The following is a 22,709-nucleotide window of genomic DNA, read 5'->3' as shown; positions in this document are numbered from 1 at the left end:
TGCCATGGAACGACAGGGCCTGAGCAACCAGGTCAGCCCCAAATGTATTTTGAGAGGACCCGACATGGCTGCCCGACAATACTCACCATGTACCAGCCACTGTCAGCCCGGCCTCAGCCTGTCTCCGGTCAGGGCATGCCCTGACCTGAGTGCTGCACAGTGGGGAATGCCAGTGCACAGGATTAGGCGGGGCCGGTGCTTTGGCCGGGCAAGGCTGCTCAGGCCCGCCCCTGACCATGGCACGGCCGTGCCTAAAGGTCATCAAGGGAAAAGGGCTCCATCGCCGGAAAGTCCTCATTATCAAGATTGTCATCAGCAGGGGCATTATGAGCTGTCAGATCCTGATCCGCTCCCTGTGTGTTGTGCTGGTCGCTGATGAACTGGGCTGCCAGGGCAGCGGCCTGATCTGCAGCGGCGGCTGCGGCCGTCTTATCTGCACTGGGGGCTGGCTCACTGTCCTTGCTGTCACTGTGGTGCGCGGCCGAAGCTGCCCTGGCCTCGTCAGGGTATGAAGTATGATTACCCGCAGCTGAGCTCTGTCCACTGTGGTCAGGCTGAGAGTCCTGGACAGGGTCATGGTCCTTGCCCTGGCCACTGCTCTGCCCGGACTGAACACTGCTGCCCAGGGCAGACTCAAACCCGGCGGCACTGTCAGCCCCTGCAGCAGTAGCTTCTGGGGCAGCGCCGGCACCAGAGATATCCTGACTGGTACTGTTCATTTCATGCTCAGCGCTCTCTGCGCTGTTGCGGACATAAGCCGGGGATTCATGGCCGTGCTGCTCCTGTTGCTGATTGTGGCCCTGGCTCTGGTCATGGTCACAGGCCTGATTGCGCTCCTTGCCCTGGCCATGGTCATGGGCCTGACTGCTGTCCTGATCAGGGGCGCTGTGAGCTGTCTGCTCTGCGGCCTCGACAGGCTCATGGGGATCAGAGGCAGGTGCGCTTTCTGGCGCAGCTGGACTGCCCTGTGGGGCCTGGGCCTGTGATCCTTTGTTCATGGCTGTGCCAGAGCCTGATTTACGGGCCGTGGCGCTGCCCCTGTGGCGACCTGCAGCGGCAGAGGGGGACTGGTCCTGACGTGGTGTCCACAGGCCCTGCTTTTTGAGGCGGTGGACAATATTGTAAAAAGAGCGCTGGGAGATATTGATGCGCCCGTCTTCTCTTAAGGTACGGTAGGTGGAGAGCAGGGAAGATTCGGCAAATTCCTGAGAATTGAGCAGCTCAAGCACAGTACTGCTCACCTCCGTGGTCAGACGGCGTATGCGGGCCGGTCTGATAGCAGGCTCATAAGAGCTGTCACATGAGGCGCTGCCCTGCAGGTCCTGCTCTGATGGGGCTGTGCCGTCTGCAGCTGCAGCATCATCAATGCCTCTGCCCTGAGAACCGGAGGCCATGGCAGTGGCATTTTGTGAAGCGCGGGACAGGCTGGCGGCGCTGTCTTCCTCAGTGGCTGACTTGAGCCAGCGGTAGTATGAGCGCACATTCAGGCCCATAAGCTCGCAGATACGGGTAATGCTCAGACCGCTGCGGTGAAAGTGCTGAATGGTGGCAATAATGCGCAGGCGGGTACCCTCACTGATGCGCATGCTCTCGCTTTCACAAATGCCAAATTTCTCCTTGAGCACTTCAATGGTCTTTTTGAGCAGCTCAATATGATTATTGGCATATTCCAGATCCCCGTCGCTGATTTCAAGGGCGCTTGCTGTCTCAAAAAGCTGATGGCGCTGGCGCTGATAGCGACCTGAGCTGACCACACCCTCAGATTCGATGGCCTCCCAGGCAGCACGCATCTGCGCGGCACTGCAGTTAAGGCGTGCAGCTGTTTTGGCCGTGTGCTCATCAGACCAGTCATAATGGGCAGCAAGGGAAGCCATGGAGATAAATTTGACCAGACTTACCCTGGGACCATTATTAAAAGAGATCATTTCCTGTCCCTTGATTAAGGTAATCACAGCCCCGTCAGGCATGCCCCCGGATCCGGCGCCGGCTTTATCAGCGCCAGGCCGGGCCTCAGCCCCATCACCGCTGTCAGCCCCGTCTGCGCTGACCAATCCGGCACCATTGTCGGGCACGGAACCGGAGCCGTCAGCACCCTGAGTCTGGCCATGATCCTGGCCCTCACCGTGGTGCTGCCCGTCTGAATCATGAGACATACGGCTGCCCTGACCATAATCAGCTGCCTGCTCATGGGCGGCCTGATCGGCGCTGTCAGCAAATGAGTGCTCAGAGCCCTGCACAGCACGATCATCGCCCTCACTTACTGCCTGACCATGAGGCTGACCATGAGCATTATCCTGGTCAGTGTCAGACACAGAGCCTGATCCATAGCTGTCAGATAAGGCTGAACCCAGATCTGCGTTACTGGCCAGTGCTGCACTGTTGCCCTGAGCGTCCTCATCAAAACGGCTCATACGGGCGCGGGCAGCTGAGAGCAGGCGGAAAACGGTGGCACGGGAAATATTGTAACGGGCGGCAGCTTCGTCAATGCTGATTTGGCCACACATAATCTGACCGACAATTCTGGCTTTAAGCTGTGATCTCATACTGGACATGATAAAAACCTCAGAAGGCAGGAAAGCCATATTATGGCGGCATTAAGGCAGCTGCACCGGCAGCACGGGAGCGGCATATATCATCAGGCAGCGCAGCCCGGAAGTGGCCTGCCTTATCAGGCAACAAAGCCGGGCACTGCACAAATACTGATTAACAGGGCAGGTGCTCACGACTTACAGTGAAGTACAGTTGTGACATGGCAGGTGTGGCCACCAGGCCGTGAAGAAGGCGCACTTAACAGATAACAGGGACTGTTAACAGGGGCTGTCCAGAGCTGACGGACATGCTCCACCATACAGGTGCCCGGGAACGACAGGCATGGCCATATGAGCGCTGGCGCAGAGCCAGTCATGCCTGAATGCAGGCAGGCCGGCCCAGTTACCCGTTGGGCAGAAGCGCAGCAGGGCTCAAAGCGTGGCAGCTTGAGCAAGGCTGACCAGGGACATCATGCTGTCAACAGATGTTAACGGCACCACAGATCTGGTGGTCAGGCAACTTAATGGCTGGGATCACGCCCACGGCCACAGATACGGTAATGCAGCGACTGCCGTGGCCGTGGCTGCGTCTGGCTGTCAGCCATTGCAGGCTCAACAGGACAAGCGGGCCTGGCACAGGCCTGGCTGGACGGCTGAGCTGTTAAGGCGTCGACAGGTCTGACCTGCACTATGGGTGGCGTAGTAAGGCCACTTAATGGCTGGGACAGCAGCTAAAGTTATGCCCTGCCATGCAGGCGGTATCAGCTGACAAATGGGCATTAAGGCTGGCAGGTCAGCTGCGGGCTCAGACTCAGACTCAGACCTGGCGACTCAAGCTCAGGTCGTTCTTCCGGCAAGTTAACCTTATGGGCAGGAGCACAGCCAGGGCTGCCTGTGCTCATTGCAGGTTACGGGGACAAAAGGCCCCGGTATCTGCAGCTTCTCTCAGGCATATCTGCGCCCCGGTGGCAGGACTGACGCGTCTGCAATATGGCAGGACTGTGCCTCGTGCTTAATAGCCCCATGGATGGGAGGCGCAGGCCTCAACAGGGTACCAGTCTACAGTAAAGCTGTGTTTGCCCCTGATTTTATCCTGCAGACTTTCAAGGGTACATACCTTCATTTCCAGCAGCAGACGCAGCTTGGGGCACAGGGCTACCAGCTCGTGGACAAGGCGCTGAGCCTGACGTGGCTTTAGTGGTTCGGCAGTAACAAATTCAATGGACCAGTCTCTCAATACCAGAGGCATGGCGCCCAGTTCGTCAAACCACATGTGGAATATTTCCATCATATTGTGGATAGACAGGCCCGGTACACCGCTCAGATAAGGAAGCCAGCTTATGACATCAACAGGATGCTTTACCGGCAGATGACACAGCAGCAGGGGACGGCTTACCCTCTGGGAGTCATGCCATATGGTATGCATGTCCATAAAGGTATCGTCCTCAGGCTGACAGCACATGGCCTGTAAAATCTTCTGTACGCTCTTGCGGTACTGGCGCTCCTGGCTGCCACCGCCACGGGCTTTGCCCGCCGGGGCTGCAGCAGTGGCTGAAGCCGGGGATGATCCTGGCGCAGGGACTGATCCCGTTGCAGGGGCTGTTCCCGGGGCTGAGCCCGGCTGCATGGCAGGGGCATTTTCAGCTGTGGCACCCGGCTGTGCAAGGGTATCAGGGGCAGCTGACCTGTGGGCCCCAGGCACTGAAGTAACCGGGCGCTCATGGGCGGACTTGCCTGCACTCTTAAGATAGAGGGCACACAGCTGCTCAAAGGAGCGCTCAGCGACCTTTGAGTTAAAGGCAGCCTTTTTGAGCAGGGTCAGAATACGGGCCTGTCCATTGTTCTGTAAAGGCGGCCATACCTGATAGCGATTGTAAGGGCGGTCAGCCCATGCCTGGAATACGCTGCCCACGATAAGCTCGTCTTCAGTGCGCCCTGGTGCGCGGCTGCGCCAGCTGGAGTTTATAAGAGACTCAAGGCTGCCCCAGTCACGACGGGCCATTACCACACCGCTTATCTGGCTGCAGGCAAGACGCTTGAGCATGTCAGCTGAGACCTCGACCAGCACAGGGCAGCCCTCTCCGGCCAGCACAGTGCGCATGGCATGGCGCAAATGGCACACCATGGGCGAGATATCGATAACAGGCGGGTAGAAGCTGCTCTTACAGTCCATCATGGCGGCTGTGCACTGGCTGAGCAGGCGGTCATAGTCACGGTCAAAGTACATTTCATGGGCCATGAAATGCAGACGCTTTTTCATCACCTGACGTATATCCTGCCACATGGCCTCAATAACAGAGCGCTCAGTACCCTCAGGTATGGTAAAGCTCAGCCCCTCACGCACCGACACTCCCAGATGACGGGCGCGCAAATCGAGCAAATCACTGTGATAGTTGGGGTAATCTGAAGAATCAAAATAGTGCTCGGTAAAGAACCAGCCGTGCTTGTTGAGAAAACGCCTGTCCAGGCAGCCCTGCAGCACATCACGGTAAAAGGCCTCAAAATCAAAATCGCACTCTTCACCGTCAATATAGCCCTTAAGCTCATGAAACTCTTTGACAAAATCTTCATTGACCATGCCGCTGTCGATAAGAAAGCGCATATACCAGGCACCGGGCAGCCAGGCTGTACTGTCACTGACCTCAAGGCGGTTACGCTCCATAAAGCGCAGATACCAGCGGCTGTCACAGAATACATAGTCAAAATATGAGCGGGTGGGATCAAAGGCGCTGGATCGGAAGTTGACAGTAAAGTGTCCGCGCCAGCCCAGATAGTCATAAAGCGAAGTAATATCGTCGTTGCGCGCATGATCCATTTCATCGCGCATCAGGGGTACGACCTGTAAAAATATTACCTGCTGAAGATCAGGCATGGTCCAGATACGGGCCTCGGGAATACAGGAGGTGGCAACAGAGCGCACCAGCAGGCCTTCATAAGGGCTGTTTTCACAAAGAGGCTCTTCATTGTCAAAAATGGTATCAGGACCGATACGCCTGCCTGTAGCATAAGGCATGCGGGCAAGGCGCAGCATGGACAGGGCAGGCCAGAATGTGTCCGGTCCGGTATCGGCACTTATGCGCGGAGCCTCCCATGCTGTCTCAATAAACATGATGAGCTCGACACGCTCAGGCAGGCTGCGCTCCATATCATTACGGGCAGGGGCAATGTAACTGCCCATACCACGGGTAAGGAGGGTATAAAAATTACGGCCCGCTAAAGGGTCAGGGGCCAGCACAATAAGGTCAATGGCTGGATTGCTGCAGGACGGGGCAGCCATTATCTGGTCAACAGGTCCGAAATTAAGCTCCAGATGACGATCAAAGGATCTCAGCTGCTCGGGCGTATAGCCATGCTGCGTTAAGTCGTAGTCGACATTGAAATCCATATTAGAGACTGTTTGCATGAACCTTAACCTCGATGCATATCATCTGAACGCCCGCCCGCACCAAACCCTCATCCCCGGCATGAGCAAAGCACACGACAGACTGAAACTGCACTCATGCCAGCTTCAGGCTCAGGCCAGGCTCACAGCCGTGGACAACAGGCCGGGCGGCCTGGAGACTTATTATAGTTTCATCAGCGCCAAAACCCCAACTGACCCTGCCTTACGCCTGCGTATACCCCAGTGCTTCCAGGGGCCACCAGCAGAGAGCAGTATCCAGGCAGGCCATTGAAAAATGGAATCCTTACCATTAGCACTGAAATTAGCGCTGCCATTTGCGCTGCCATGAGCGCTGACACAGTCCTCCCCCAGGACCTCGTGAAGTCATATCCCCACTAACCAGCACCTGGCACGGCCTTACTGCCGGAGGACATACTTCATCATCAGAATCATCATTATCGGCAAAAGGTCAGCAAAAGGCAGAGCCTGCCAGACTGGGCAGGCAAAGCATCATCACATCACAGATCAGCACAGCTGCAGCGCATGTACAAGACAGGACCACAGTTCTGACTGCAAGCCCAACGGGTGAAAGGACAGGGGATAAGGGAGATACCAGTAGCCGCCAGGTAAGATGCCAGCTACAGGAGTCGTCAGGCGCCTGCAGAGAATCGGCTATTGCGTCATTTAAAGAGAGTGGCGCGCATAACAGGGGCATAAAAAAGCCACAGACGGGCTGTGGCTTGCAAATCAGAACTTAAAGTACATGTCTGTCAGTTAGTTAGTTAAACTGGCTGTGTGGCGGGTTGTTACCTTACTAACTTCCACGGTATGAGTTACCAGTCTGCCGCTGCCTCCTAAGGAGACAGGGCCGGGGCCCGCTGTGGCTGACGGACTGATATGTGCCCGTGAGTGGTTAGTGGTTAGCGCTGAGCCCAATTGCCAGCAGCTGTCTTGCATGATACTGCTGATACCGCTGATGACCCGCACTTGCCCCTGACTCATGGGGCGCTGATACTAAGGTGCACGGCATGCTCCACTGTTGAGCTGCTGACTGCAGTGTAAAGCCTGCAGGGCATTTTGCCTGAGGGCTTCGTCTCTGAGGTCAGTAAGCATCTGGATAAGGTTTTCAAGGTGCTCTACCCAGGCGCTGCAGCAGGCGCTGTGGAGCCAGTAGCGTACCAGAGGGCGGCTGTCATTGCGGGCGCAGATATCGGCATAAATGTCTTCCACATGGTGGAGCAGTTTGTCTACCGATTCAGGTGCGGCACTGAATGCCGTGATACTTTGCCATATTACACCGGCACAGTCACAGTCATACTCAGGAGAGCCGTAGACATGCCACTCATAAAGCAGCTCGGCCAGCACCAGGGCTGTGGTATCAGAGCTCAGACTGCTGCTTTGCTCATCACGGCCCAGCAGGCCCTGAGACATCAGCAGCTGAGCCATTTCTTCAAGATTAATCTGCTGTCTGTCATGCAGATAACTGGCCGATAGACAGTCGATAGCATCAAGTCCCTTATCGGACTCCAGTGCTCTTATCCCCCATACACTCATTTTTCCCTCCTTGCATTCATATCAGGGCGGTACTGCCCCAGCCTGAATGCGCCAGGATACTGTTCAGGAAATGTTCCTGTTACTCCCTTCATTCCCCGCCATCCCTAAGACCATTATCCTCTGACCTCAAGAGTCGCGGTGATAAAACCCTTCTGGCCTCATAAGGCCGGTGACGGGGCTTTCATTGTCAATGAGCCCCATGCTGCCATCTGCTGACAGGCCCCATATGTCATGATTACCGGCCGTATGCAGTCTCCGCTGATAAAGCGCAACTCTGTGTGCAGCTCAGTATGCTGCTCTGTGTGCAGGTAATCTCAGTCAGCCTGGAAAGTACGATAGCCGCGACTCATGTGCGGCAACTGCCCCTCAAAAATCGCGCTTTGTCCGGCATAAACCTTGTCTCAATAAGCCGGTAAATCACATCTGGCGACCGACGCAGGCAGGTCCTGAGCAGTGGGCTGCAACTGTTGCACAGCGCTGAGCGCCTGCGATTTAGACATAGCAAAGTACAGGATAAATGTGGCAGGCATATAGAGCTTAATACAGTATGGGTATGCATATTCCTGCATGCTCTGCAGATGTCAGGCTTTCCGGCGCAGGCTCCTGGCCTGCTGTTATGCTGTTGCGCATTTGCCGCTCAGATCGCCATGACAGATAAGCTCCTCTGGCATCATCCGGGCTCTGCATTAGCTCAAGTTGACCACAAACTGCTCAGGTCGTTATGGCAAATAAGCTCCTCTGGCATCATCCGGGCTCCGCATTAGCTCAAGTGGACTACAAACTGCCTGTGCTCTATATCTGTGGAGTGGGATTGAGGTGAATGTTCCTGCCTGGCTGTCATATCATGGCAGCTGTAAAATTTGTGCAGTGATACATCCATAATAGTAATTTCCTGAAGCCATGGCACAGATAAAAGCTTGAAACTATGATGTGGATCCCGCTTTGAACAGCGATAATTTTCTGCCAGGAAATGGCCTGTTTATCAGCTTGCATCTAGAACTGTCCGTGGGCTTGCAGCCACCTGGTCTGCCGCCCTCTGCAGTGTGTTGATGCTGTAACCAGTACCCAAATGGTGCTGCAAAGTCTTTTACAGTGCATATCCTGGCAACTCAGGCCCATTCGCAGCAAAAAGGGCGTTTTCTTGCTGTTGTGTCAGTCCCATACACAGAGCATAAGGCCTTAACTCAGAGGGAGACCAACACCTTCATACAGCTGTGCCTGTCCCATGGAGTGGGAGCGGCCGATTGACTGAGAGTGAGACCGACCCCATCAAACCGTTGTGTCAGGCACATGGACTGTGATGGGCAGATTGACTGAGAGTGAGACCGACACTGCTGTGCAATAAACGCAGTCGGAGTCAGGCTTGCTGACGAGGGAGTGGCCGGGGAGCCGGGTTACTCTGACACTCACGCCGGGATGAATATCAGTACAGTACAGTACAGTACAGTACGTAGAGGAAAGACAGAATGATGGACCGTATGATGCGATGCTGTTGAGAGATGATTTAAGCGTCTCAGGTGACTGTACTTTGAGAAAACAGGCAGGGACAGTCTGCATGGAACAGATGGTGAGCTGAAATCATGCAGCCTGGCTTTGGGCAGCGCCATGCAGTACGTCGAGCTGGCGGGCTGGTTGAGCTCCGTCCGGGAATGCTGGAGCGGGCGCTGACAGCAAGATAATTAGAGCATATGGGCCCTGGGCCTGTGGGGACAGGGTTCATGGGGCCTTGCTCAGGAAAGAGTCAGCCCGTGCACTGGTTATCTGCAGGCATGAAAAAACCCCTGATTCCCTGAGGGAAAGAGGGGCTTTTATCAAAAGTGCTTTTATCAAAGGTGCGGCATGCTGTGCTCACTTACCAATGGGGGGCCTGATACAGTGCATCACTTGCTGCGCTCATGGTAAGTCCCCTGCTCTGAGCTTACTTCTTATCAGAGAGTTCAGATCTGTCTGCACAGGCTGCTGTTGCACCACTGTCATTTGCGCCTGCAGAGGAAGAATCAGACCTGGCAGCCGGTGCAGGTGTATCCTTGAGGTCAGCACTGTCATGACCTTCTGCATTATCCTTAGTGTCACTGTCCTTGCTGTCACAGGCTGCATTGATCTCGGCGAGCTCTTCAGCCTCAGCCTGAGCGCGCTGCGCAGCCATGGCATCGGCTGCTGCCGGAGATGAGACGCAGGAAGGGCAGCCTTTCTTAAGGGCACGGAAGGTTTTGATATTGTTGAAAACGGTATAGCCTACAAAGGACAGGGGAATAGCCAGGAAGTAACCGCCCAGTACACTCAGATACTTGAGGGTAATACGGCTTGAGGCCTTGTCTGCCGCCTTGCGCAGATTGATACGACGTGCGGCCATGAACTGAATGGCAAGATAGGACAGAGGATAGAGTATCCAGCTGAAGATAAAGTACAGGCCAAGACCGATGGTGGCCAGGTCCTCAATATTACGGGCCCCCTTTTCTATGGACTGGTAAAGAGAGACGAGGAAAATCAGAGGCAGAGGGGAAACAATAAAGAACTGGATAAAGTAGTCCGCGCGGTTGAAGTTCAGATGCTCAAGAGGATTCTCCGGCAGCTGATCAGCTTCATTATGAGACATGGTCTGTGTTACTCCTGATTAAATAGACGCCACAGAATAGCACTTATAAGGACAACTTGAAAAATTTCACTCCCGTTTTACGACAGGGATCGCACCAGTGGTGCAAACTCAAGCCTCCAGCTGCCCCGGCTCCTGCAAAAGCCCTCGCAGCTGAAGCCTTATGGACATCCGCTGCTGCTCATACTGTCCCGGCATTTGACTGTACCTTGAGCCAGACCTCCGGCTGATTACTGCGCTCTGCGTTTGCGTACACTTAACTGCCTCTCACAGACAGCCTGGAACTGGCTTTTTCTTATGCACAACTGGCCTTGCTGCACTCCTCATACACCCTTATGCTGTGTTCTGACCTGTATTCAGGTATGAAAGCCGACAGCAGGTGTTCAAATCATGATGCCTGCTCAAAGTGGCGAAAAGCCTGAGGTAAAGTGTGAGCAAGCGCCCCGGAAAGGCTGTATGAGCAAAGCACGTTCAGCCTGGTGAAAATGATGATGTCGTTTTACCTTATCAAATGGAAGCCTGAGGGCTGCAGTATTGAAAGCCAAACATACTTTCATCTGTTTACGCATATAACATTTAAGCAAGGTTTCGCGCGCAGCTGCACACCAGACATAATTTAAGTGCACTGACTGCCATACTCGTGCAGGCCTGAATGGCCGCCATGGACGGTAATGAGACTTTTCTGTTTGCGCCCGTAAACAGGCGCCATCATCGTCCTTTCACTGGTGAGAGCGGCCAGGCCAGGCACGGTACATTAACCGACGAAAGCGGCCAGCCATGGACAGCCTCTTCACCTGCGGGAGCAGCCATGGTATGCCATGGCTTACTAAAGCACTTTACACATAATTACAGGGTAGAGCTGCATTAAGCTTTCACATGAACAGGTGCGGCTGTTCTGCATGGAGGCCACATGTCACTGACAGAGCAATGAGGCTGACAAGACAGACAGAGGGCAGGAGGCAGGGGGACAGGAACAGGGCTGCAGTTTTGTAAGGTACGGGACGGGATGAGACTGGTACTGGAGTATGGCCTTGCGCAAGGGCCAGAAGGCAAAGTCATGGTCTGCTCTGGCCGGCACTGGTGACAGGCGGTGTGCAGCCCTGCAGGGGTGGCCGGTGGCGTCCGGCGCCTGCAGGGCTGTGAAGATATCAGTGCCAGAACAGCTGCCAGACGCTGGAGCGGCTTAATGAGGCAGCCAGCAGATCAAGGCTGTGGCTTGCGGCAGTAAGGTCAGGGCACAGGGCGCTGACCTCACGGGTGATGGCCGGTACTGTTTCCGGAGCCGGGGCACGAGGCAGGACAAATTCCATACGGTTGTAGCCAATCACGGCCGGTACGGCCTCGTAGCGCTGATGCCACAGATAGCTTACGGACATGAGATCGGTATTGTCAGGTGCTGTACCCCAGCGGCCTGCAGGCAGCCAGGCAAAGATTTCATGGCAGCGGGTTACAGGAATATGGGCCAGGATAACAGGCAGACTGACATTAAGGCGGCTGTTCCAGAAAGAGCTCAGACGGCTGCAGGAGGTACCGCAGTGAGCAAAACGCTGCCAGCTGCCATTGCCAAGGCGGTTCCAGGCGGCAGTAATGGCTGAGGTTGCAGATGCGGCTGCCGCACGACCGGCAGCAGCTGCACGGGCCTCTACCTTTTCCTCAGTACTGCGACCTGAGGCCAGGGCGGCACGGGCAGCAGCGCGGGTAGCAAGGCGGGCACGATCTGAAGCTGCTCTGGCTACCTGACGGACGTGACCTTCATAGCGGCTGCGCAGCACCTCATCACCATCGGAGACATCGTGGGCAATGAGCTGCTGGCGCAGGCTGATGACCTTGTCTCTGTTAAAGTGCAGGCCCGGTGAGTCAAAATTGCTGCGATCGCTGTTGGCCATAATGGTACGCCACAGTCTGATATCAGGGATGACAATCAGCGGGAAAGTACCCTGAGCAGGGCCCCTGTCGCGGGCTTCCTGCCAGGCGGCGATAATCTGATCGTCCTTGCGCTGAGCCGGGAAATAGGTGCAGTCGCAGTCCATATAGCGGATAAAGGCACGTACCAGAGGAGATGGTTCGCGCGAGCTGGAGCTCAGATCATAGGCCTGCCAGCGTACCATTTCCTTTTTGTAATGAGCCACGCGCTGCTGATAACCGGCCTCATTCCAGCTGTTAATCTCTACAGGGATGCGCTGAGGCTCATTAAGGCCGCCCTTGCGCTCTCTTACGTGTATAAAGTCACCAAAAGAGCGTCCTCTGCTGGTAAAGAAGGCTGACAGCAGACGGCCATGGAAGACATCACGCACGAGGCCGCGCAGATTGATGCTCTGAGGAGACTTGCGCACCATCTCTATCATTTCCGGGCAGGTCTGACGCAGCATGGGACTGACCATGTCATTTTCAATACACCAGCGCAGATAGAAGGCCATATTGGTACAGGCTGACAGCTCGGCAAGGGCCCGGTCAATATGCCCAGGATCCATACCCTGATCTTCAATAAGATGGCGCTGAGCTGACTCCATATAGGAGGACATGTCGTCTATGACATAATTTTCGTCATCAAGGACATGATCATAATAGTGACCGGCAATGGTCAGTACGCTGGTACCTGAGCGCAGCAGACCAGGCTCATCAACAGGCCTGCCTGTGCTGTCAGTCTGTGCAGACAGGCCGTCAGTAAGACCTGCGGTCTGACCTGGGGTACTGATACCGGCAGGAACCAGACCAGCCCGGCCGCTGCCAGACTGCACGGCTGCATTCTGAGCACCACTGGCAACCTCAGACGCTTCACCAGGCAGGGATTTATCTCCGGTAAAGGTATTTTCAAGCAGACGGCGGCCAATAAGATGGCGAAAATCAGGCATGAGCTCAACAAAGCTGCCTTCGGTGAGCTTGAGATCTTCCTTGATAATCAGGGCAGCGGCCTCGCCTAAGAAGGCCAGGGCTACCATCTCATGATCGTGGGGATCAGTAAGCTCGAGCTCCTCCTTGCCGAACATGTCCATGCCTCTGGTACGCAGAGTAAAGTCAGCTCCGCTGCCGCTTTTTTCGTACCACAGCCACAGCCATACCGGCAGCTCACCATGCTGCAGTACCTGAGCATAATCGTGATAGTAATCAGGATGATAGACAATGTGGCCGCAGAAAATACCGAGGGTACTTTCCTGACAGCTCAGGGCATCCATAATGCGGGTAAACAGACAGGCCTGTTCAAGCTGAGTCTTTCTTACCATGGGAAGCATGGCAATAATTATGTGGGCCTGATGACGATGGACGGGATTAAAGCCGCCCTTACGGCGGAAAGGAGACTGGATATAGCTGGCAAGGCGTGGTTCACCTACAGGACGGGACTGCAGGGAGATCATGACGCGGCACTGCTCACAGGTAAAAATGAGCGTAGGCACACCGGCAGTGGCATTTTCTATGTTCTGGACATTAAGGCGCCAGATCTGCCACAGATCGCGCAGCAGCTTTTCCTTGTCAAAATGATCATCAGAGAGCAGCACAATACCGTTGAAGACATCAGCATACTCACTGGTGTCCTGAGCGGCACTGTTGTCACGACTGCTTCTGACGCTGCGGCGTGCTTGCTGATCCATTATGAGTAAGCTCCCATCCAAATTAAAACCTGAACACCCATTATAACCGCACAAAGCCCTGCATGGATCCTGCCGGGGCCGCCAATGCGCCACTGAGCTGGTTTACCGCAAAAAATACGGCGGCAAAACCGCCCTTACACAGAAAATTTATACTGACACCCACCACAAACAGACCGTAGTGCGCAGAAGTGCTGCCCACAGGCCAATGTCATGCAGGTACAGGCCAGTCCGAAAAGCAAAAAGCGCCAGCGCAGTGTCACCTGTACCCCCGGCAGCACGGCTGTTATGTACCATGAGACCACCTGCTCCTGTCTGCACCTGCACCCGAATCTGCACCTGGACCTTCAGCTGCATTGCACAGGAACCTTACTTATGCCTTAACATCATCAGTACTGCAAACGCCCGCCAGGTCTAATGTACTTAAGGTCCTGCAAGGTAACGCTGCTTCCACTCCTGCACCTGCCTGCCTGTCTGGCGGGCTGACTGACTGAGACTGTCTGAGTGGTTAAAAACAGCAGCTGTATGGCCACCAGCATGCGCAGGCAGCCGCGCAGGGGCTGCTCTCGTGGTTAAAAGGTGCAGAAAATTACAGAGCCTGATGGTTAGAGGCAGAGCAGCGAAGGTGCTCAAGGTCTTTAAGGCTGCGAAAATGTCATGGACCAGGTGCAGGGCAGAATACTGTGCTGGATGCAGGTCAAAGACTAACAGGGGCGGAAACAGGGTAGAAACAGGAGCAAAAGAGCACTGGCACAGAGGACCGCTCCGACTGCAAAAGCAGCGGGCCTTTAAGGCGGGGAAGTTTTCAGACAGCGGCATGAGCACTATGACCGGCTGTGCTTCTTTGATGATATGGTCATGATTAAAGCCGCGTGACAACAAATCCCGGATGGCTGAGGTCACACGGCTGACAGGGGCTACAGGAATGCTGCCAGTGATGCAGGAGTTACTCTGTGGGGACTGCACTGGTGGTAGGTCTTAACAAAGAGGGACTGAGGGTCAAAATGCGCGCACAGATCTTCACGGTAGCCGCACTGCCAGGCACGCATGCCGTCACCGAGCTCCACGAAATCTACTGAGTTGGTGCTGCCAGGCTCTGCTATGGTCTTTTTCCAGTAGAAAATACTGATCTGACGGCGCTCAAGGTCATGTTTCTTATAGCGCTCCATAAAGAAGAGGTTGGCAAAGAGGGCCTGAAGCTCCTGCTCGTTGCGATCGGCTACAGGGGAGAAATCATTGATCAGGAAATTGCGCAGGGCAATATCGGTAAAGTAAATACGCAGGCCATCGCTTTTTTCACCTGAAATGGCCAGATGCAGGGAACGGCAGGATTTAATGGCAAGGCAGCGCTCCAGAGCCGATACATACTCCTTGAGCACCTCAGGTCCCAGGCCCAGAACCTGACTCATTTCATCAAGGTCCAGCTCACGACCCAGCTTCTGGGCCAGCAGTACCAGCAACTCATGAAACTTGTCTCTGTTAAGACGTGGGGCGGCCAGCAACAGATCATTGAGCAGCAACTCGAGACGCTGACTGCACTCCACCCTTAAGCGTTCATGCGTGGTAATAAGAGCGCGGCCATTATCTGATCGGACCTCACTGTCGGTGGCACTTTCAGGCATCAGTCCTCTTACCATGCACAGATCGACCTCCGCTGAGACGCGCCGAGGATCATCACTGGCGACAATTTCATTGAGGGTAAAAGGCCAGAGATAAACCTCGGTAAAGAGCAGGGACTCCTCGTCTATATTGACCAGACGTTCGATATTGAAGCTGAAAAGATCATCATCAGAGCGGTTGAGTCTGAGGTCAATGGCGCTTGTTATCACAATGAGCTTATGGTGCTTACTGGCTTTATTGGCGCGGGCCAGAGCAAACAGAATCTTGCTGATGCCAGGTACCTTATGGGCATTCTTGATGAGCAGGGAATTTTTGTCCTGCAGGAACTCTGCGGCATTGTCCTCACTTACTGATCTCAGGTACAGGGCATCAGAGGGATCGCCGCCATCCAGGCTGACGCTGGCGCCTCTTTCCTGAAGAATCTCGTTTACCAGTGAGCTTTTGCCACAGAAGTGAGGGCCGTAAACAGCCAGAATCTTACGGGTATTGTGCTCTCTGACCAGAGGGGTCAGAGTACGCTTGATAACAGCCATAAATTTTTCCTTACAGGCCTGAACAGGCCAGCAGTGTGCCGAAGATAACAGCAATGACGCCCGCATCTGTCCCAGCAAAACCTGTAGACCGATAAACCAGTGCCCTGATTCTCAAGTAAGAAAGCAAAGCTCAGAAATACCTGGTTTTCCACGACAAACTTCCATACCAGGTCTCGGAACCACAGCTTTGCCAGGCCTCCAGCCAGAGCAAATCACCACGATAAAAACCATGCATTGCTCACAAGGCATGTGATGAAGGCAACCACCTGCCCGCTGTGCCAATAAAGCTTTCCTGCCATTCAAGACCAGTACCGTACCGAAAAGACCATGCCAGATACGGAAAACCAGCATCTCAGACAGACCAATCAAGACCAGTCCCGTACCGGGCAGGCCATACCATATACGGGAAAGCGTTTCTTAGACAGACCATTCAAGACCGGTACGGCCAGGCCAGACAGGTCTTGCACGGGTCAGTCATGGCCTGCCATCTTGCTGCGCAGACAAGCTACAGCAGCGCGGCGTCATGAGAGCAGCCTGATATTTATGCCCGAGGCAGATAAAGCTGAGCCGGCTCAGCTCAGTCATAACACGGCAACCTTTATCCAGGGTGGCAGCTGCGTCAATTACAGCATAACAGACATGAAAAGCTCTAAAAATCATGATTTATTGATACTGTAACCAATATCGCAAACAGAACCGTAAGGGACGGCAAACAGCTGTTATCAGGCCCTTGCTGGCTAATCGGCTGAAATGTTGATGTCATACATGCAGCCTTAACAGTCTATGAATATCATATCTCCATTCATATTTGTAATCAGCCACAGATCGGCTCCCGGCATTAAACCCGGCACAACAGGACAGGCACCTGCATATAACAGCAGGCCGAGGGAGAAAAAGCAAACAGCAAAGACCAGGAGCGGCAGCCCCAATGATGCAAACTCCTAAATACCGATCATCTCCCAGCCCCAACATCGGTTGAGGCTACCCTCAGGGAGCCGTCAATACGCAGTATCAGAATCAGAAATAGTCTTTGCTGTCCGGTACGAGAGCTTACCGGGCCCCCACCAACAAGCTGCTTGAGCTGATCAAACAGCACACAGGGGAAAGAAAAAGAATAGATATGGCCCGAGCAGAGCTTATTAAAGCCCAAAATGTGCACCAATACATTGATGGTAAATTATATGAAAAACAGCTTCTGACTGGAGAATTGGAGTCATTTCCAGCTAAATAACGCATGTAATCAACATTGAAACTGTCATTTTTGCTGACAGAGAGGGTCAATTCAGGCCATGATGCCGGCACATGGCCAGTATTTTACTGCCATTTTCATCAGATCCGTCAAATAATCCTGGCATAATTATTAGAAATGTTTAAATTCTGACTTGGCAATGAAAGATTTAAGAATAATTGTGATCACTGTCAACTTATTTTTGTATTTTCTAATTTAATATTAATACTGCAAAAGGTGCTTTCAAGAGCATCGCCATCTTTGTACTTTGTGCATACGCAATGTATGCGAGGAGCCATTTTGAGTAGCGAAATTGGTTCAAAAGACCTGCAATGCGACACAGTTAACGTAGACGCAGGCATGGATGACAGGAAAGAGAAGGCAACAGAAGGAAAGCGAGTGCTTATGGAGGGAGAGGTCAACAATGATCTTGTTGCAGACAGAGAATCAGACGACACCATTAATGCACTGAGATCCAGTGAATTTACACACGATGGTGGCGCTAAATTATTAACAGGTAACAGACATTTCTGCAGGGAAATAGTGAGTTCTTTGTGCTCAGATCAGTTCCCTGAAGTCAAAAACATAGACTGGGACAGCTTCCGGAAACTGGATACCCAGATTCTCACGGACAAATGGACTACGAAATATGCCGACAGTGCGTTCGCAGTCTCATTAAGGGACTATCCGGAATCAAGAATCATCATTCACTTTGAGTTTCAAAGCAAGCCTGACCGCCTGATGCCTTTTCGTCTTGATGTCTACGCCAGTGGCCTTGCTAACAGTGACGAAGAGTTTTCCATCTTTTCTTCTACAGAAATGAGGCCAGGTATGCTTCAGATCGTCATTTACACCGGTTCTGAAGGATGGAATAAAGGAAGGATATGTGGTGTTATTGACAGCAAAACCACTGCATCATTTAAAGAGTTCGCATGCAGGCAGAACAGGGTATTTATTGATCTTGGAAATTATGGTATAAGTCGATTGATAGCCTGTGCGAATATCGGCACTTGCCTGCTGGGATTTATGACTCCCTCTGAAGTTCATGATGTTGAGAGACTGATTCAACACTTGAAGGAATTAATCAGGACCACTGAGATTGACGATTCTCAGAAACGTACAGTTGTCGAATATGTCGACAAGTATGCCAAAAACATTTTAGGTATCAACGATCTTCGCAGCAATGTAGATGCAGAGGAGGTTCTTATGGATTTAAGAAGCAGAATTGAAGCCAGCTATAAGCGCATTGCCCAGGAAGCCGAGGATAAATGCCTAGATAAAGGCATTGCACTAGGCAGAGCCGACTCAATTAAAGATATCATGGATCTCAGATTTGGTGGTATGCCTGATGAGTCACTGGCTGCGCTGAGAGAAATTAATGACATTGCTGTTATGCGACGCATTCAAAATGCAGCCGTTACCGGGGACAGGGACGAGGTACTCAACCTTATAGCACAGAGCAGGCTTGCATAAGCACGTAGCTGCAGGCCTCGGCCTGCAAAGACAGGGTATCTTAACAGGTAGTAAGACGGGCAGCCTCAGGGCTGCCCTTAAGCTATCTTGCAGGACAGTAACTAACGAGAACCGGACAAATGGATTTAAGAAGCAGAATTGAGGCCAGCTATAAGCGCATTGCCCAGGAAGCCAAGGATGAAGGCATTGCACTAGGCAGAGATGAAGGCATTGATGAAGGCATTGTAATCGGCAGAGTTGACTCAATTAAAGATATCATGGACCTCAGGTTTGGTGGTATGCCTGATGAGTCACTGGCTGCACTGAGAGAAATTAATGACGTTGCTGTTATGCGAAGCATTCAAAATGCAGCCGTTACCGGGGACAGGGACGAGGTACTCAACCTTATAGCACAGAGCCGGCCGGCTTAAGCACGTAGCTGCAGGCCTCGGCCTGCAAAGGCAGGGTAATCTTTACAGGTGGTAAGCCGGGCAGCCTCAGGGCTGCCCTTAAGCTATCTTGCAGGACAGCAACTAACGAGAACCTGACAAATGGATTTAAGAAGCAGAATTGAAGCCAGCTATAAGCGCATTGCCAAGGAAGCCTACGATAAAGGCTATGCTGAAGGCTTTGCTATAGGCTATGAAGAAGGCTTTGCTATAGGCTATGCAGAAGGGGTTGCTATCGGCTATGCTGACTCAATTAAAGAGATCATGGACTTCAGGTTTGGTGTTATGCCTGATGAGTCACTGGCTGTGCTGAAAGAAATTAAGGACGTTGCTGTTATGCGACGCATTCAAAATGCAGCCGTTACCGGGGACAGGGACGAGGTACTCAACCTTATAGCACAGAGCCGGCCTGCATAAGCAGGTAACTGCAAGCCTCAGCCTGCAAAGGCAGGGTAATCTCTTTACAGGTCGTAACCAGGAGCAGCCTCAGGGCTGCCCTTAAGCTATCTTGCAGGACAGCAACTAACGAGAACCTGACAAATGGATTTAAGAAGCAGAATTGAGGCCAGCTATAAGCGCATTGCCCAGGAAGCCGAGGATAAAGGCATAGATAAAGGCATTGTAATCGGCAGAGATGAAGGCATTGTAATGGGCCGAGCTGACTCAATTAAAGATATCATGGACTTCAGGTTTGGTGTTATGACTGATGAGTCACTGTCTGCGCTGAAAGAAATTAAGGATGTTGCTGTTATGCGAAGCATTCAAAATGCAGCTCTTACCAGAGAAAAGGACGAGGTACTCAACCTTATAGCACAGAGCCGGCCTGCATAAGCAGGTAACTGCAAGCGTCAGCCTGCAAAGGCAGGGTGATCTCTTTACAGGTCGTAACCAGGAGCAGCCTCAGGGCTTCCCTTCACTGCCCTAAGGCAATCTTGCAGGACAGCAACTAACGAGAACCTGACAAATGGATTTAAGAAGCAGAATTGAAGCCAGCTATAAGCGCATTGCCCAGGAAGCCTACGATGAAGGCATTGCACTAGGCATTGATGAAGGCATTGTAATAGGCAGAGCTGACTCAATTAAAGACATCATGGACTTCAGGTTTGGTGGTATGCCTGATGAGTCACTGGCAGCACTGAGAGAAATTAAGGACGTTGCTGTTATGCGAAGCATTCAAAATGCAGCTCTTACCAGAGAAAAGGACGAGGTACTCAACCTTATAGCACAGAGCAGGCCTGCTTAAGCACGTAGCTGCAGGCCTAGGCCTGCAAAGGCAGGGTGATCTCTTTACAGGTCGTAACCAGGAGCAGCCTCAGGGCTGCCCTTAAGCTATCTTGCAGGACAGCAACTAACGAGAACCTGACAAATGGATTTAAGAAGCAGAATTGAAGCCAGCTATAAGCGCATTGCCAAGGAAGCCTACGATAAAGGCTATGCTGACTCAATTAAAGATATCATGGACCTCAGGTTTGGTGGTATGCCTGATGAGTCACTGGCAGCACTGAGAGAAATTAAGGACGTTGCTGTTATGCGAAGCATTCAAAATGCAGCTCTTAGCTGGGACAGGGACGAGGTACTCACCCTTATAGCACAGAGCCGGCCTGCTTAAGCACGTAGCTGCAGGCCTCGTCCTGCAAAGGCAGGGTGATCTCTCTACAGGTCGTAACCAGGAGCAGCCTCAGGGCTTCCCTTCACTACCCTAAGGCAATCTTGCAGGACAGCAACTAACGAGAACCTTACAAATGGATTTAAGAAGCAGAATTGAAGCCAGCTATAAGCGCATTGCCCAGGAAGCCAGGGATAAAGGCATTGTAATAGGCAGAGCTGACTCAATTAAAGACATCATGGACTTCAGGTTTGGTGGTATGCCTGATGAGTCACTGGCAGCACTGAGAGAAATTAAGGACCTTGCTGTTATGCGAAGCATTCAAAATGCAGCTCTTACCAGAGAAAAGGACGAGGTACTAAACCTTATAGCACGGAGCAGGCCTGCATAAGCAGGTAACTGCAAGCCTCAGCCTGCAAAGGCAGGTGATATATTTACCAGCGGTGAAGGTGTCTTTGTCATGTACAGTTAAGGCAGCCCAGGGGCTGCCTTAACTCAAGAGGTCCAGATAGACTGGCCTGATTATGCATGCTGATGTTGAAGCGTGTCTTCAAGATTCTTCTCGAAGTCCTTGATGCTTTTGACGCTGGTGGCCAGAACAATGAATGAAGCCAGGGTATCTGGTGACTTCACTGCATTGAGACGGCTTTTCAGCCTGTCAGTGACATTGCCAAAACGGGTGCACAACTGCTCAATAATCAACTTGCAAACATACTTATTATGTTTTCTGAAAGCATCGGCAACAGCCTTCTTAGAGATGCCAGGAGTGGCTTCAGCAATGATGCCAGCTTTGGCCTTGGCAATCAGCTGATCATCGTAGGCTTTCCAGCGCTCGTCGATATATACCATTAAAGACTCCCAATTATTTGAAGTTAGCCCTGGTCCAGGTCAGCCAGGGCCATATGCTGAATGTGCCGGGATGAATGCCTGAGGCTGTATGGGCTGACTCAGGAACACTGGAGCTGTCATCAGCGCCAGCGGTGAAGGTGTCTTTGTCATGTACAGTTAAGGCAGCCCAGGGGCTGCCTTAACTCAAGAGGTCCAGATAGACTGGCCTGATTATGCATGCTGATGTTGAAGCGTGTCTTCAAGATTCTTCTCGAAGTCCTTGAGGCTTTTGACACTGGTGGCCAGAACAATAAATGAAGCCAGGGTATCTGGTGACTTCACTGCATTGAGACGGCTTTTCAGCCTGTCAGTGACATTGCCAAAACGGGTGCACAACTGATCAATAATCAACTTGCAAAGATTCTTATTATGTTTGCTGAAAGCCTCGGCAACAGCCTTCTTAGAGATGCCAGGAGTGGCTTCAGCAACAGCCTTCTTAGAGATGCCAGGAGTGGCTTCAGCAATGATGCCAGGTTTGGCATCGGCAATGATGCCAGGTTTAGCCTTGGCAATCAGCTGCTCATCGTAGGCTTTCCAGCGCTCGTCGATATATACCATTAAAGACTCCCAATTATTTGAAGTAAGCCCTGGTCCAGGTCAGACAGGGCCATATGCTGAAGGTGCCGGTATGAATGCCTGAGGCTGTATGGGCTGACTCAGGAACACTGTAGCTGTCATCAGCGCCAGCGGTGAAGGTGTCTTTGTCATGTACAGTTAAGGCAGCCCAGGGGCTGCCTTAACTCAAGAGGTCCAGATAGACTGGCCTGATTATGCATGCTGATGTTGAAGCGTGTCTTCAAGATTCTTCTCGAAGTCCTTGATGCTTTTGACACTGGTGGCCAGAACAATGAATGAAGCCAGGGTATCCGGTGACTTCACTGCATTGAGACGGCTTTTCAGCCTGTCAGTGACATTGCCAAAACGGGTGCACAACTGATCAATAATCAACTTGCACAGATTCTTATTATGTTTGCTGAAAGCCTCAGCAACAGCCTTCTTAGAGATGCCAGGAGTGACTTCAGCAATGATGCCAGGTTTAGCATCGGCAATGATGCCAGGTTTGGCATCGGCAATGATGCCAGGTTTGGCATCGGCAATGATGCCAGGTTTGGCATCGGCAATGGCATCAGCAATCAGCTGCTCATCGTAGGCTTTCCAGCGCTCGTCGATATATACCATTAAAGACTCCCAATTATTTGAAGTAAGCCCTGGTCCAAGCTCACGGAAGCTGGACATATCCACAACATAGAATTTGCAGTAATTAAAGACATCGTCAATGATGTCGCTTTCTG

Annotated in this window: 16 protein-coding genes; 7 read left to right on the top strand and 9 right to left on the bottom strand. The window is 52.5% G+C overall.

All coding sequences use genetic code 11. The features are described from left to right. Positions 1–251: 251 nt before the first annotated feature. The 6 genes from MXE39_RS05635 to MXE39_RS05610 all read right to left on the bottom strand — a co-directional run bounded on the left by MXE39_RS05635 (position 252) and on the right by MXE39_RS05610 (position 15,794). Positions 252–2,552 (bottom strand): hypothetical protein, encoded by a 2,301-nt coding sequence (locus tag MXE39_RS05635; RefSeq protein ID WP_246977710.1) that lies wholly within the window; start codon positions 2,550–2,552, stop codon positions 252–254. 988 nt (positions 2,553–3,540) lie between these two features. Continuing rightward, on the bottom strand, positions 3,541–5,931 hold the full coding sequence (locus tag MXE39_RS05630; protein ID WP_246977709.1) for a suppressor of fused domain protein: 2,391 nt from the start codon (positions 5,929–5,931) through the stop codon (positions 3,541–3,543). Between the two features lie 993 nt (positions 5,932–6,924). After that, positions 6,925–7,464, bottom strand: coding sequence for a hypothetical protein (locus MXE39_RS05625; protein WP_246977708.1), 540 nt, complete (start codon positions 7,462–7,464; stop codon positions 6,925–6,927). Positions 7,465–9,382: 1,918 nt separating this feature from the next. Next, on the bottom strand, positions 9,383–10,060 hold the full coding sequence (locus MXE39_RS05620; protein ID WP_246977707.1) for a hypothetical protein: 678 nt from the start codon (positions 10,058–10,060) through the stop codon (positions 9,383–9,385). Positions 10,061–11,205: 1,145 nt separating this feature from the next. Further along, complete coding sequence (locus tag MXE39_RS05615) at positions 11,206–13,644, bottom strand: DUF4253 domain-containing protein (RefSeq protein ID WP_246977706.1); 2,439 nt, start codon at positions 13,642–13,644, stop codon at positions 11,206–11,208. 914 nt (positions 13,645–14,558) lie between these two features. Further along, positions 14,559–15,794, bottom strand: a complete 1,236-nt coding sequence (locus tag MXE39_RS05610) for a hypothetical protein (RefSeq protein ID WP_246977705.1) — start codon at positions 15,792–15,794, stop codon at positions 14,559–14,561. A 1,528-nt stretch (positions 15,795–17,322) separates the two neighbouring features. Here MXE39_RS05610 and MXE39_RS05605 point away from each other — a divergent pair. The 7 genes from MXE39_RS05605 (at position 17,323) to MXE39_RS05575 (ending at position 20,920) form a co-directional block, all read left to right on the top strand. Continuing rightward, on the top strand, positions 17,323–18,495 hold the full coding sequence (locus tag MXE39_RS05605; RefSeq protein ID WP_246977704.1) for an Rpn family recombination-promoting nuclease/putative transposase: 1,173 nt from the start codon (positions 17,323–17,325) through the stop codon (positions 18,493–18,495). A gap of 119 nt (positions 18,496–18,614) precedes the next feature. Then, positions 18,615–18,905: a hypothetical protein gene (locus MXE39_RS05600; protein WP_246977703.1), complete on the top strand. Its 291-nt coding sequence runs from the start codon at positions 18,615–18,617 to the stop codon at positions 18,903–18,905. Positions 18,906–19,025: 120 nt separating this feature from the next. Next, on the top strand, positions 19,026–19,340 hold the full coding sequence (locus tag MXE39_RS05595; RefSeq protein WP_246977702.1) for a hypothetical protein: 315 nt from the start codon (positions 19,026–19,028) through the stop codon (positions 19,338–19,340). 123 nt (positions 19,341–19,463) lie between these two features. After that, on the top strand, positions 19,464–19,754 hold the full coding sequence (locus tag MXE39_RS05590; protein ID WP_246977701.1) for a hypothetical protein: 291 nt from the start codon (positions 19,464–19,466) through the stop codon (positions 19,752–19,754). 133 nt (positions 19,755–19,887) lie between these two features. Beyond that, the gene (locus tag MXE39_RS05585; protein WP_246977700.1) at positions 19,888–20,166 is read left to right on the top strand and encodes a hypothetical protein; all 279 of its coding nucleotides are present in this window, start codon (positions 19,888–19,890) and stop codon (positions 20,164–20,166) included. A 123-nt stretch (positions 20,167–20,289) separates the two neighbouring features. Continuing rightward, the gene (locus MXE39_RS05580) at positions 20,290–20,532 is read left to right on the top strand and encodes a hypothetical protein (RefSeq protein WP_246977699.1); all 243 of its coding nucleotides are present in this window, start codon (positions 20,290–20,292) and stop codon (positions 20,530–20,532) included. Positions 20,533–20,665: 133 nt separating this feature from the next. Then, on the top strand, positions 20,666–20,920 hold the full coding sequence (locus MXE39_RS05575; RefSeq protein ID WP_246977698.1) for a hypothetical protein: 255 nt from the start codon (positions 20,666–20,668) through the stop codon (positions 20,918–20,920). A 131-nt stretch (positions 20,921–21,051) separates the two neighbouring features. On the opposite strand, the gene MXE39_RS05570 is transcribed toward MXE39_RS05575, so the two are convergent. The 3 genes from MXE39_RS05570 to MXE39_RS05560 form a co-directional block, all read right to left on the bottom strand. Then, positions 21,052–21,378 (bottom strand): hypothetical protein, encoded by a 327-nt coding sequence (locus MXE39_RS05570; RefSeq protein ID WP_246977697.1) that lies wholly within the window; start codon positions 21,376–21,378, stop codon positions 21,052–21,054. A 210-nt stretch (positions 21,379–21,588) separates the two neighbouring features. Continuing rightward, a complete protein-coding gene (locus MXE39_RS05565) occupies positions 21,589–21,975 on the bottom strand; it encodes a hypothetical protein (protein ID WP_246977696.1) in 387 nt (128 codons plus the stop codon). 210 nt (positions 21,976–22,185) lie between these two features. Continuing rightward, positions 22,186–22,709 (bottom strand): hypothetical protein (locus MXE39_RS05560; protein WP_246977695.1); only part of this gene is annotated, 524 nt, incomplete at its 5' end.

The organism is Anaerobiospirillum sp. NML120511 (assembly GCF_023050955.1).
Lineage (GTDB): Bacteria > Pseudomonadota > Gammaproteobacteria > Enterobacterales > Succinivibrionaceae > Anaerobiospirillum.
This window is presented reverse-complemented; position numbering and strand designations above follow the sequence as displayed.

Bases quoted from the DNA above. Each gene is read 5' to 3' on its own strand.
- MXE39_RS05635 (WP_246977710.1), bottom strand. From the start codon at position 2,552: ATGTCCAGTATGAGATCACAGCTTAAAGCCAGAATTGTCGGTCAGATT.
- MXE39_RS05630 (WP_246977709.1), bottom strand. From the start codon at position 5,931: ATGCAAACAGTCTCTAATATGGATTTCAATGTCGACTACGACTTAACG.
- MXE39_RS05625 (WP_246977708.1), bottom strand. From the start codon at position 7,464: ATGAGTGTATGGGGGATAAGAGCACTGGAGTCCGATAAGGGACTTGAT.
- MXE39_RS05620 (WP_246977707.1), bottom strand. From the start codon at position 10,060: ATGTCTCATAATGAAGCTGATCAGCTGCCGGAGAATCCTCTTGAGCAT.
- MXE39_RS05615 (WP_246977706.1), bottom strand. From the start codon at position 13,644: ATGGATCAGCAAGCACGCCGCAGCGTCAGAAGCAGTCGTGACAACAGT.
- MXE39_RS05610 (WP_246977705.1), bottom strand. From the start codon at position 15,794: ATGGCTGTTATCAAGCGTACTCTGACCCCTCTGGTCAGAGAGCACAAT.
- MXE39_RS05600 (WP_246977703.1), top strand. From the start codon at position 18,615: ATGGATTTAAGAAGCAGAATTGAGGCCAGCTATAAGCGCATTGCCCAG.
- MXE39_RS05595 (WP_246977702.1), top strand. From the start codon at position 19,026: ATGGATTTAAGAAGCAGAATTGAAGCCAGCTATAAGCGCATTGCCAAG.
- MXE39_RS05590 (WP_246977701.1), top strand. From the start codon at position 19,464: ATGGATTTAAGAAGCAGAATTGAGGCCAGCTATAAGCGCATTGCCCAG.
- MXE39_RS05585 (WP_246977700.1), top strand. From the start codon at position 19,888: ATGGATTTAAGAAGCAGAATTGAAGCCAGCTATAAGCGCATTGCCCAG.
- MXE39_RS05580 (WP_246977699.1), top strand. From the start codon at position 20,290: ATGGATTTAAGAAGCAGAATTGAAGCCAGCTATAAGCGCATTGCCAAG.
- MXE39_RS05575 (WP_246977698.1), top strand. From the start codon at position 20,666: ATGGATTTAAGAAGCAGAATTGAAGCCAGCTATAAGCGCATTGCCCAG.
- MXE39_RS05570 (WP_246977697.1), bottom strand. From the start codon at position 21,378: ATGGTATATATCGACGAGCGCTGGAAAGCCTACGATGATCAGCTGATT.
- MXE39_RS05565 (WP_246977696.1), bottom strand. From the start codon at position 21,975: ATGGTATATATCGACGAGCGCTGGAAAGCCTACGATGAGCAGCTGATT.